The 10934-nt window shown below is 68.0% G+C and carries 10 protein-coding genes; 4 read left to right on the top strand and 6 right to left on the bottom strand.

The features are described from left to right. Positions 1 to 48: 48 nt before the first annotated feature. Positions 49 to 708, bottom strand: coding sequence for a M24 family metallopeptidase (locus tag VI08_RS07070; RefSeq protein WP_045828846.1), 660 nt, complete (start codon positions 706 to 708; stop codon positions 49 to 51). 18 nt (positions 709 to 726) lie between these two features. Further along, a complete protein-coding gene (locus VI08_RS07065; RefSeq protein WP_045828845.1) occupies positions 727 to 1782 on the bottom strand; it encodes a CDP-glycerol glycerophosphotransferase family protein in 1056 nt (351 codons plus the stop codon). A gap of 67 nt (positions 1783 to 1849) precedes the next feature. Here VI08_RS07065 and VI08_RS07060 point away from each other — a divergent pair, with 67 nt between their 5' ends. Further along, on the top strand, positions 1850 to 2617 hold the full coding sequence (locus tag VI08_RS07060; RefSeq protein WP_045828844.1) for a glycosyltransferase family 2 protein: 768 nt from the start codon (positions 1850 to 1852) through the stop codon (positions 2615 to 2617). A 97-nt stretch (positions 2618 to 2714) separates the two neighbouring features. Here VI08_RS07060 and VI08_RS07055 read toward each other — a convergent pair whose 3' ends face one another. Beyond that, positions 2715 to 3524, bottom strand: coding sequence for an alpha/beta hydrolase (locus tag VI08_RS07055; RefSeq protein ID WP_045828843.1), 810 nt, complete (start codon positions 3522 to 3524; stop codon positions 2715 to 2717). Beyond that, entirely contained in the window at positions 3521 to 4609 is a 1089-nt protein-coding gene (locus VI08_RS07050; protein ID WP_045828842.1) for an NAD(P)H-dependent flavin oxidoreductase, read from the bottom strand. The genes VI08_RS07055 and VI08_RS07050 overlap by 4 nt, the downstream gene beginning before the upstream one ends. A 169-nt stretch (positions 4610 to 4778) precedes the next feature. On the opposite strand from VI08_RS07050, the gene VI08_RS07045 reads away from it, so the two are divergent. Together VI08_RS07045 and VI08_RS07040 are read left to right on the top strand one after the other, a co-directional pair. Next, complete coding sequence (locus tag VI08_RS07045) at positions 4779 to 6524, top strand: FAD-dependent oxidoreductase (RefSeq protein ID WP_045828841.1); 1746 nt, start codon at positions 4779 to 4781, stop codon at positions 6522 to 6524. A gap of 146 nt (positions 6525 to 6670) precedes the next feature. Beyond that, positions 6671 to 8887 (top strand): TonB-dependent receptor, encoded by a 2217-nt coding sequence (locus VI08_RS07040; protein WP_052697739.1) that lies wholly within the window; start codon positions 6671 to 6673, stop codon positions 8885 to 8887. A 69-nt stretch (positions 8888 to 8956) separates the two neighbouring features. On the opposite strand, the gene VI08_RS07035 is transcribed toward VI08_RS07040, so the two are convergent. Both VI08_RS07035 and VI08_RS07030 read right to left on the bottom strand, forming a co-directional pair. Beyond that, on the bottom strand, positions 8957 to 9286 hold the full coding sequence (locus VI08_RS07035) for a hypothetical protein (RefSeq protein WP_045828840.1): 330 nt from the start codon (positions 9284 to 9286) through the stop codon (positions 8957 to 8959). 106 nt (positions 9287 to 9392) lie between these two features. Continuing rightward, the gene (locus tag VI08_RS07030; protein ID WP_045828839.1) at positions 9393 to 9953 is read right to left on the bottom strand and encodes a CGNR zinc finger domain-containing protein; all 561 of its coding nucleotides are present in this window, start codon (positions 9951 to 9953) and stop codon (positions 9393 to 9395) included. 111 nt (positions 9954 to 10064) lie between these two features. On the opposite strand from VI08_RS07030, the gene VI08_RS07025 reads away from it, so the two are divergent. After that, positions 10065 to 10934 carry an alpha/beta fold hydrolase gene (locus VI08_RS07025; protein ID WP_045828838.1) on the top strand — a complete coding sequence of 290 codons (870 nt, stop codon included), beginning with the start codon at positions 10065 to 10067 and terminating at the stop codon, positions 10932 to 10934.

Genomic DNA, 10934 nt, shown 5'->3' with positions numbered 1-10934 from the left:
TTCCCTGTGCATGGCGAACAGGGATTGACGCACGAATGGCCGCGCGAGTCACGCCATCAACAGGTCTTCGTAGAACGCGCCGATCGGCAGCGTCGGGTGTGCGATCTGGATTTCGAGTATCCACAGCCCCGGCACCGGGGCCGCATCGAAGTCACCGAGGTTGCCCGCCTTGTGCACGGCATGCGGGTAGTCGCCCACGCGGTGGCCTTTCGTCGCATGGTTGAGGCGCCAGCCCAGCGCCTCGGCTTCGGCCGATACGTAGTCGTACAGCGCCACGCCGGTGACGCCCTCGTGCCAGCGCGCGGCACCGCGACGGAACAGCTCGCGCGAGGCCTCAGCGCAGGCGTGCATGGTGGCGTCGTCGCCGACCACGAACGTATCGCCCACGTCGCCCTCGTGGCCGTCGAACACGGGGCCCAGGTCGACGAAGAAGATGTCGTTCGCCGCCAGCACGGTATCCGGCGCGGACTTCTGCCGGAATGTCTTCAGCGTGTTGGCACCGAAGCGGATGATGCTGGGGTGCCAGATGCGCTGCATGCCCGCGGCGGCGAGGCGCTCGCCCGCCAGGGCGATGGCCTCGGGCTCGGCCATGCCGGGGACGATGCGCGATGCGATGTCACGCAAGGCCACCCACGATCGTTCGCGGGCGTGCAGCATGCGCTCGGCGGCGAAGCCTTTGCCGGTGTGTTGGGCGGTGGCGGTCGGCATGGCGGGCTCCTGGAGGCCTCAGGCGCCGTCCGGCAACAGGGCCGGCAGGTCGCGCATGGCCTTGTAGCGGCGGACGAAGTTGAACGGCTTGCGGGCGAGCGTGCCGAAGTCGCCGCGGCGGTACGCCGCGACGGCATCGAGCACGCGTTCGCTGGCGTGGCCATCGTGCGACGGATGGATGCGGTCGGCATGCGCCCGGATGGCGGCCATGAGTTCGGGCGGGTGCGAGAGCGCACGGTCGATCGCGGCGTCGACATCATCAGGCGATGGCACGTCGATCATGAAGGGGTGCGGCACGCGGTTGGCGATGGTGACGACGGGTTTGTCCATCACCGCGAACTCGTGGATCACTGACGAGGTATCACACACCAGCACGTCGGCGGCACGTTCAAGTTCGATGAGCTTGTCGGAGGTGAAGAAGCGCGCGTTCTCCGCTTCCAGCCCCCGGTAGGCCGCGAACAGCGCCTCGTCGCATTTGGGGTGCAGCGTCAGCAGCCACTGGCGGTCGCCGCGCGCGATAAGCCGGCGCAGCGGCTCGACCATGGCCGGTGCCGCGCTCAGGCGGTGGCTGAAGGTGGAGGCGTACATCACCACCGGGCGGCCATCGGGCGCGGGAAGCATGGCATCGCGCGGCGGCGCGGGCTGCACGAAAAGTGGGTCGAGCTTCGGCCAGCCGGTTTCGCGGACGGCGAAGTAGCGGTGCTGCTTCGCCAGTGCCTCGAAGGGCTCCGTGGTGGCCGGCCCCTGCGTTACATAAAGGTCGAAGAAGCCACGGATGGCGAAGTGCCCACGGCCCGGGTCGCGCTTCTCGGCATTGAAGCCGTGGAACACCTGCACCTTCACCCCGGGCAGGCGCGGCGACACCCAGTTGGCGGCGCAATAGACGGCTTCGGGCGCCATCGCCTTCGCGGCCTTGAGGCTCGTGATGCGTTGCTCATCGGGCGCCAGCTGCGCGGCGACGGCACCCGGCACGATCCAGCCCACCTGCTGCCCACGCGCCCTCGCGGCCGCCGCGAGCGGACGCAGGATGGGCAACGCATATTCCTCGGTGGCGAACATCAGGCACGCGGCCACGGGCAGACCTCGATGGGGGGCAACGTGGCATTATGGACCGTCAGCCCCCTTCATTCCCCTGTTTTCCATGACCCAGCGGCCCATTTCCCTCTGCGTGATCACCCAGGACGAGGCCGACCGCATCCGGGATTGCCTGGCATCCGCCAGCTTCTGCGACGACCTGGTGGTGGTCGATGGCGGCTCCCGCGATGAAACCCAGGCTATCGCGCGCGAGATGGGGGCACGGGTCATCGAGCACCGGTTCGAGGGCTACCGCAGCCAGAAGGCCTTCGCCGTGGCGCAGGCGAAGAACGACTGGGTGCTGTGCCTCGATGCCGACGAGCGCGTGGGCGATGAACTCCGTGCCGCCATCGAGCAAGCCTGCGATGGTGGCTTCACCGGCGCGGCCGGTTACCGCTTCTACCGCCGCAACGATTTCTTCGGCCGCTTCATGCGCCATGGCAACGCGGGCGCCGACAAGGTGCTGCGCCTCTTCGACCGCCGCCGGGGCGGCTGGCGCGGGCCGCGCGAAATCCACGAATCGGTCAGCGTCGATGGTGAGGTTAAGATGCTTGCCGGCCACCTCGATCATTTCCCGTACCGCTCGCTGGCCGAACTCATGGGCAAGCAGGAGCGCTACGCGCACATGATGGCGGTGGAAGAATTCGCGAAGGGCAAGCGCGCCACGCTCGCGCAGATCATCATCAGCCCCATGTGGCGCTTCTTCCGCGGCTACGTGCTGCGCGCCGGTTTCCTCGACGGCTGGCGCGGCATCGTGTACGCCCTGCTGCGCGTGGAGTACGTGCGCCGCAAATACGTGAAGCTATACCTGCTGCAGCACGGCCAAAAGCCCTAGCGAACCCCGTTGCGCCCACCCTGTGGGAGCGCGCTCGCGCGCGATGGGGGCTCGTAACAAGAGCCATCGCCAGCAAGCTGGCTCCTACAACGACGTTTCAAATGTGGGCGTTCTGCTTCAGCCACGCGTCCACTTGCTTCGTGTAGTCGTTATCCGCGCCCAGCGTGCGGTTGATGTCCATGTGGGTCAGCGGCATGGAAACCAGCGCGGCCTTGCCGCCCAGCTGCTTCGCCCTGGCGACGAAGCGCTCGTTCGCGGGGCAGGAATTGGCGCGCAGGCTCGAGCACACCATCAGCATCGGCGTGGCCGGCGCCGCCGCAAGACGGTCGAGGGGCGAGGCTTGTGTCCACCCTGCCGGGTCGCTGCCGAACACCCGGTCGTAGAAGCGCGGGTGCGGGGCTTTCATGATCGCGGGCAGGTCGACGGCGCCGCTATCGAGCGAGACGGTGGCCAGCCACGGCGTGACGCCCGCGGCGCGCGTGATATCGGGCGCCACCGCCAGCAACGACACCAGGTGCGCGCCCGCGGAATGGCCCATCAGCACGATCCGCGACGGGTCGCCGTGCCATTCGCGTGCATGCTTCTGCACGTAGGCCAGCGCGGCCGCGACATCGGCGGCCTGCGCCATCGGGCCGGCCTCGGGCACCATGCGGTAGTTCACCGAGACAAAGATGGCGCCCGAGGCGGCCCAGTGGCTGGCCTTCGGTTCCACCACGCCCGCATTGCCCTTGTCGCCGACCATCCACGCGCCGCCGTGCACCATGACGATGATGGGCGCGTCGTGGGCGTTCGGGGGCGCGTACACCGTTAGCGCTTGCCGCGCGGCGGGGCCGTACGCCATGTCGACCGATGCGTGCGCCAGCATCGGCGCACTGGCGAGGGCGAGGAGCAGGGCAAGGCGTGTCATGCCACGGCTCCCCGGGCTGGCAGCAGCGCGGCAGCCTGGTCCGCGATGGCCCGGGCGATCGCCTCGGCCCTGCCTTCCCGTGCCAGCGCGCCGGCCTGGCCGCTCCACAACGGCTGGAAGTCGCCATGGCCAAGCTTCTCCGTCGCCGCGCGCAGCGGCGCGAGCGGCCCACCGGCCAGCGGGAACGGCGGCGCATCGGGCGAAAGCGGGCCCACTTCGCGCATCACGCGGTTGATGATGCCGCGCGCCGGGCGGCCGGTGAGCACGTTGGTCACGGCCGTGTTGTCGTCGCGGGCCGTCGCCAGGGCCGCCTTGTGCACGGCCGCGCTCACCGACTCGTCGGAACGCAGGAACGCCGTGCCCACCTGCACCGCCGCGGCGCCGAGGGTGAGTGCGGCGGCCATGCCGCGCCCATCGGCGATGGCGCCGGCGGCGATTACCGGCACGGCCAGGGCATCGGTCATCTGCGGCAGCAGGGCGAAGAGGCCCGGCTGGCTCGCCATGTCGTCGGTGAGGAAATTGCCGCGGTGGCCACCCGCCTCGTTGCCCTGCGCGATGACAGCGTCGGCGCCGTGTTCGGCCAGCCAGTGCCCTTCCGCCACCGTCGTGGCCGAGGCGATGACCCGGGCACCCGTGGCATGGACGCGCGCCAGCAGCTCCTTCGCCGGCAGGCCGAAGTGGAAGCTGACCACCTCGGGCTTCAGGCGCTCGACCATGCGGCACATGGCGTCGTCAAAGGGCGCGCGGCCGCCGGCGGCACCCAGGCTGGCGGTATCCACCCCGAATTCCTTGAAGTACGGCGCCAGCCGTTCGAGCCAGCGGGTGTTCTCGGAGTCAGTGGCTGCCTTGGGCGCGTGGGCGAAGAAGTTCAGGTTCAACGGCGCGGCCACGGCGCCGCGGAAGGTCGCCACCTCCTCGGTCGCCTTCTCCACGCTGATCGATGCGCAGGGGATGGCACCGAGGCCACCCGCTTTCGCCACCGCGATGGCGAGGGCGGAGCCGCCCGAGCCCGCCATCGGCGCAAGCAGCAAGGGGGTATCGATACGGAACAGGTCGAGCAGGCGGCGGTCGTGCCAGGAAGCCATCGGTGGTGCCCTCGGGGAAGGGGGAAGACGCCCATGATGCGCCTCCGATATGTGATCCGCTCGTCCCCACGGCCCCGCGGTTCGTCCCCGGGATGGCCGCGTTCCTCCCCGCGCGCACGACAGGGGCGGCCGGCAGGGCGCACGATCGGCCCATCCCAAGGAGAACGCCATGGACCGCCGCACCCTGCTCAAAGCCGCCCTCGCCCTGCCCCTGCTGCCGCTCGCGGCCAAGGTGGATGCCTTCGTCACCGGCGGTGGCCGCTGGCTCAAACCCGGCACGGCCGGCTGGCCCACCGATGCCGACTGGGATGCGCTGAACCGCCAGGTGGGTGGCCGCCTGTCGATCCCGAAGAATCCGTTGCTCGACCCCGCGACCCGCGACGAAGCGCTGGCCCAGATCGGCAACCCCTTCTACGTCGGCGACCAGCCCGCGCTCACCCAGACCAGCGGCTGGTACAAGGGCTGGGCCTCGACGCCCAGCGTGCGCGTCCTCGCGGCCGAGAGCGCCCAGGACATCGCCACCGCGGTGGCCTGGGCCCGCAAGCACCGCGTGCGGCTGGCTATCCGCGGCGGCGCGCACAGCTACCTCGGTGCGTCGAACGCACCGGACTCCCTGCTGGTGTGGACCCGCCGCATGAACACGGTGGAGATGGTCGATGCCTTCGTGCCACGGGGCGCCACGCCGGGGACGGCCGGCGTCCATGCCGTGCACGTGGGCGCGGGGGCCATGTGGATCGACGCTTACCACGCCGTCACGACGGTGGGTGGCCGCTACGTCCAGGGTGGCGGTTGCACCACCGTCGGCTGTGCCGGCTTCGCGGGCGGCGGCGGCTTCGGCAGCTTCTCCAAGGCCTTCGGCACGGGCGCCGCCAACATGCTCGAGGCGGAAGTCGTCACCGCCGACGGAAAGATCCGCGTGGTGAACGCCTTCCAGGACCCCGAGCTGTTCTGGGCCCTCAAGGGTGGCGGTGGCGGCAGCTTCGGCGTCGTCACGCGCCTCACCTTCCGCACCCACGAGCTGCCCGAGCAATTCGGTGGCGTGTTCGGTGGTATCGCGGCCGACAGCGACGCCTCGTTCAAGGCCTTGGCCGCCCAGGCCATCCGCCACTTCCGCGACCACCTGTGCAACCCGCACTGGGGCGAGCAAATGGTGTTCGACGACGCCCGCCACATGCGCATCTCGATGGTGTTCCAGGGCCTGAACAAGTACCAGGCCACCGAGGCCTGGCAGCCCTTCATCGACTGGGTATCGGCGCGGCCGGAGTACACGTGGCTGAAGCCCATCGATGTCGTCGCCCTGCCCGCGCGCCAGTTCTGGGACATCGATTTCTTCACCAAGGCGGGCGTGGATTTCGCCACGCGCGATACCCGGCCGGGCGCACCCGGGTACCACATGGTGTGGAAGGGCGACTTGGAGCAGGTGGGCTGGTACATCCACGCCTACACCTCGGCCTGGATGCCGTCGAAGCTGATGAAGGAGGAGAACCTCGACGCGCTAGCCGCGGCCGTCGTGGAGGGCGCGATGTCGATGGACGTGGCGTTCCACTTCAACAAGGGGCTGTTCGGTGCCAGCACCGGGACGCTGGCGGCGGCTCGCGACACCGCCATGAACCCCGAGGTGCTCGACGCCTTCGCGCTCGTGATCATCGCCAACGGTGGCGCACCGGTATTCGAGGGCCTGCCGGGCGCACGGGTCGACGAGGCCAAGGCCCAGCGCAACGTGGCGCGGGTGCATAAGGCGTACGACCGGGTCATGCAGGCCAGCCCCGGGGCGGGCGCCTACTTCTCTGAAAGCGATTACTTCCAGAAGGACTACGAGCGGGCCTATTGGGGGACGAACGTGCCCCGGCTCAGGGCGGCGAAGCACCGGTACGACGCCGACGGCACGTTCCAGGTGCGCAACGGGATCAGCTGAGGGCGGCAAACCCTTGCGGGGCGAGGGTTTGGGACAGCTACCTGCGGCAGCGTGTTGCTTTGCAACAGCCTGGTAATGCGGCATACTTGAGACCTATTCTCATTTCCATTCGCATTACTGGGCCTCGATCGCCCACAGGATCCGTCATGTTCGCCTCGCCCCTTTCCCGTCGCCGCCTAGCCTCGTCGGTCCGCCTCGCCCTCGCAGGCGCACTGCTCATCGGCGCCTCCGCGCATGCCGCGGACGCCGACCTGGACGATGCCCAGAAGAAGGCCCAGGAAAACGCCACCACGCTCTCGGGCGTGCAGGTCAGCGCGAACATGGCCGCCCCCACGGCCGCGTACGCCGGTGGCCAGGTGGCCCGCGGTGGCCGCTTCGGCGTGCTGGGCAACCAGGATGCGATGAACGTCCCGTTCGCCCTCACCAGCTACACCGATACGCTGATCCGTACGCAGCAGGCGCGCTCGCTCGGCGACGTGGTGCAGAACGACGCCGCCGTGCGCTACGGCTTCGGCTACGGCAACTACTCGCAGGTGTTCGTCATCCGCGGCTTCCAGCTGGCCAGCGACGACATCGGCTTCGACGGCCTGTACGGCCTGCTGCCGCGCCAGCTGCTCGCGCCGGAACTCATCAGCCGCGTCGAAGTGTTCAAGGGTGCCAACGCGTTCCTCAACGGCATGAGCGTCAGCGGCAGCGGCATCGGCGGTGGCATCAACATCGCGCCGAAGCGCGCCGAGGCCGAGCCGATCACCCGCGTGGGCCTGGATTACGGTAGCAGCAGCCAGATCGGCGAAACCGTCGATGTCGGCCGCCGCTGGGGCGCGAACAAGGAGTTCGGCCTGCGCGTGAACGCCGTGCACCGCGAGGGCGGCACCGCCGTCGACGGCGAGAAGCGCCGCGTCACCGCGGCCTCGGTGGCCTTCGACTACCAGGGCGAGCGCTTGCGCGTCACCACCGACGTCGGCTACCAGAAGCAGGACATCACCGGCGGCCGTGCCGTCGTATTCATCGGCAGCGCCACCGACGTGCCGCGCGTGCCCTCGGCCCGCACCAACTACTCGCAGCCGTGGTCGGGTTCGTCGCTTGAAGACACCTTCGGCGTGATTCGCGCGGAATACGATTTCGCCGACTGGCTGACGGGTTACGTCGCCGCCGGTGCGCACCACGGCAATGAGTTCGGCGACTACGTGAGCCCGACGCTCACCAGCGTCAACGGCGATGCCACCGAAGGCCGGTTCACCGTGCCGTACATCGCCAACACCGGTACCGGCGAGGCCGGCTTCAACGCGCACTTCAACACGGGCGACATCACGCACCGCGTCACGCTGGGCTTCTCGGCGCTGACGACGAACAAGAAGGCGGCGTACGCTGGCTCCGCATCGATCAACACCAACATCTACAGCCCCACCTACGTCGCGCTGCCGGATTACATCTACAACGTGGGCCCGATCAGCTCGCCGGGCATCACCGGCCGTACGCAGCTGCGCAGCCTCGCGCTCAGCGACACGCTGGGCTTCCTCGACGAGCGCCTGCTCGTCACGCTGGGCGTGCGCCGCCAGAAGCTGCTGGTCGCCAGCTATGCCTACGCCGTCGATGGCGTGCCGGGCTCGAAGAACAGCGAGTACCAGAAGTACACCAACAGCCCGGTCGTCGGCGCCAACTTCCGCATCAGCGACCAGTGGGCGGTGTATGCCAACCACATCGAAGCCCTCACCCAGGGCGGCGAAGCGCCGGTGAACTTCAACGGCAAGCCGGTGACGAACGCGGGCCAGGTGTTCGCGCCGTACAAGGCCAAGCAGAACGAAGTGGGCGTGAAGTGGGATGCCGGCAACGTGGGCAGCAGCCTCGGCCTTTACCAGATCAAGCAGCCCAGCGCATACGTCGATGCCACCAACACCTACGTGGTCGATGGTGAGCAGCGCAACCGCGGTATTGAGTGGAGCTTCTACGGCCAGCCGATCGACGGCTTCCGCATCCTCGGCGGCGCGAACTACATCAAGCCGGAACTGGTGAAGACGCAGGGCGGGCTCAACGACGGCAATGACGCCATCGGCGTGGCGCGCTTCCAGGCCAACGCCGGCGTGGAATGGACGATCCCGAACACGCCGGACCTCACGCTCAGCGCCCGCGCCGTGCACACCGGCAAGCAGTACCTCGATGCCGGCAACACGCTGCGCGTGCCGGCATGGACCACCTACGACATCGGCGCGCGCATCACGCCGAAGCTCGAAGGCAAGCCGGTCACCTTCAACGTCAGCGTGCAGAACCTGATGAACAAGGGTTACTGGGCATCGGCCACGGGTGGCTACCTGACGCAGGGCGTGCCGCGCACCGTGATGGTATCGGCGCAGTTTGATCTGTAAATCAAGGGCATCGCCCACAGAGTGGGCTCCTACTGGGTAGGAGCCCACTCTGTGGGCGATGCTGTTTGCTCAAAGCGTCATGTAAGTCACGAGAAAACACACCACCACGAGCGTCACCATCGCCACGAGGAAGAACGCATCCGCCGTGCGCTCAAGCCGATGCATGCGCACGTCGTTGCCGCCGCGCTGGGTGAAATAGGCACATAGCGTCGCGGTAAGGAACAGGATCGCGTCGAAGGCGAGTACGTCGTCCGCGATCGTCTGCGTCTTGTTCATGGTGATGGAGACGCGGATGAGGCCGATGACGGTCAGGCACACGCCGACCATGCCGGCCGAGATGGAGCAGACCATGCGGCTGCTGCCTTCGGAGAGGGGTGAGAGTGGTAGGCGGCGGGGCATGGGGGCGGGCCTGGCGGCGATGTTGGAGCATCGTATCGCTGGCGGGGCTATCGCGCGCAAGCGCGCTCCTACAGCAGAGCATCGCCCACGGGGTGGGCTCCTACATTTACTTTTGGCGTTCGCGGAACTTGCTTACTTTGTGGCGGTTGCCGCACATGGCCATGCTGCACCAGCGCCGGCGGTGGGATTTGGTGCGGTCGTAGAACCACAGCACGCAATCGGCGTGCTCGCACTGGCGCACGAGGTTGAAATCGCCTTCGGCCAGCAGCGTGAGGGCGGCCTCGCCCAGGGGCGCCAGGGCGCGCCAGGAGGCGTCCCCTTCGTAGCGCTTTTCGATACGCACGCCGTCCGCTGACGGCACCAGCGCCATGTGGCTGCTCATCTGGCGGGTAAGGCCATTGAGGTGGGCGATATCCACGGCGTGGCCGCGCTTGCGGGCCAGGACCGCCTGGCGCACCACTTCGCGAAGCTCCACGGCCCTGGCCGCCAGGCCGGCCGAAGCTTCCACGGGCCCGCCCGTCATGCGCGATAGCCAGGCCGCCGTGGCGGCATCCGAACCGAGGTGGTCCACGAGGTCGCCGTTTTCCAGCACGACGGTATTGACCAAGTCCAGCGCGGGCTGGTCGGCAATGATCGGGGGCGACTCGAGGGACGTGACGGGGTTCATGGGTAAATAGTAACCGCTAAAATGTCTATTGACAAGTTACATGGTCAGTGCTTAGCCTTTACGTAACCCTGATAACTCATTTATTCAGGTTACATCCCACCGGAGCCCACCATGAGCCAGCCCACCGATTTCCCCGTCCGCCACCGCTACGTCGACGCCGACGGCATCCGCGTGTTCTACCGCGAGGCGGGCAACCCCGCGCACCCCACCCTGCTGCTGCTCCACGGCTTCCCGACCAGCTCCCTGCAGTACCGCGAGCTGTTCGCCGAGCTGAAGGACCAGTTCCACATCGTGGCCCCCGACCTGCCCGGCTTCGGTTTCACCGAAGTGCCGGAGGCGCGCGCCTACGAGTACACCTTCGACAGCCTGGGCAAGACCCTCGAAGCGTTCGTCGATGCGGTGAACCTCCAGCAATACATCATGTACGTCTTCGACTACGGCGCTCCCTCTGGCTTCCGCCTCATGCTGGCCAAGCCGGAGCGCGTGGTGGGCCTCATCAGCCAGAACGGCAATGCCTACGAGGAAGGCCTGGGCGATGCGTGGGACCCGATCCGGGTGTTCTGGAACGACCCCTCGCCGGCCAACCGCGACGCGGTGCGCGCCGTGCTTTCGTACGACGGCATCAAGTGGCAGTACACCCACGGCGTGACGGACCCCACCCTGCTCGACCCGATGATGTGGCATCTGGACCACCTGCTGATGCAGCGCCCGGGCAACCTCGATATCCAGCTCGACCTCACGCTGGATTACCGCACCAACCTAGCGAAGTACCCGGAGTTCCACCGCGTGTTCCGCGAGCGCAAGGTGCCAACGCTGGTGATCTGGGGCAAGAACGATCCGTTCTTCATCCCGCCGGGCGCCGCGGCGTACCGCCGCGACAACCCGGATGCCATCGTGGAGATGCTCGATACGGGCCACTTCGCCCTCGAGTCGCATGGCAGGCACATCGCGCAGCGCATCCGCGAGGTGTTCGGCAAGTAA

The sequence above is a fragment of the Luteibacter yeojuensis genome (assembly GCF_000964085.1).
In the GTDB taxonomy this organism is placed as follows: domain Bacteria; phylum Pseudomonadota; class Gammaproteobacteria; order Xanthomonadales; family Rhodanobacteraceae; genus Luteibacter; species Luteibacter yeojuensis_A.
This window is presented reverse-complemented; position numbering and strand designations above follow the sequence as displayed.

Coding starts and splice junctions, on each gene's coding strand:
- VI08_RS07070 (WP_045828846.1), bottom strand. CDS start 708: ATGCCGACCGCCACCGCCCAACACACCGGCAAAGGCTTCGCCGCCGAG.
- VI08_RS07060 (WP_045828844.1), top strand. CDS start 1,850: ATGACCCAGCGGCCCATTTCCCTCTGCGTGATCACCCAGGACGAGGCC.
- VI08_RS07055 (WP_045828843.1), bottom strand. CDS start 3,524: ATGACACGCCTTGCCCTGCTCCTCGCCCTCGCCAGTGCGCCGATGCTG.
- VI08_RS07050 (WP_045828842.1), bottom strand. CDS start 4,609: ATGGCTTCCTGGCACGACCGCCGCCTGCTCGACCTGTTCCGTATCGAT.
- VI08_RS07045 (WP_045828841.1), top strand. CDS start 4,779: ATGGACCGCCGCACCCTGCTCAAAGCCGCCCTCGCCCTGCCCCTGCTG.
- VI08_RS07040 (WP_052697739.1), top strand. CDS start 6,671: ATGTTCGCCTCGCCCCTTTCCCGTCGCCGCCTAGCCTCGTCGGTCCGC.
- VI08_RS07035 (WP_045828840.1), bottom strand. CDS start 9,286: ATGCCCCGCCGCCTACCACTCTCACCCCTCTCCGAAGGCAGCAGCCGC.
- VI08_RS07030 (WP_045828839.1), bottom strand. CDS start 9,953: ATGAACCCCGTCACGTCCCTCGAGTCGCCCCCGATCATTGCCGACCAG.
- VI08_RS07025 (WP_045828838.1), top strand. CDS start 10,065: ATGAGCCAGCCCACCGATTTCCCCGTCCGCCACCGCTACGTCGACGCC.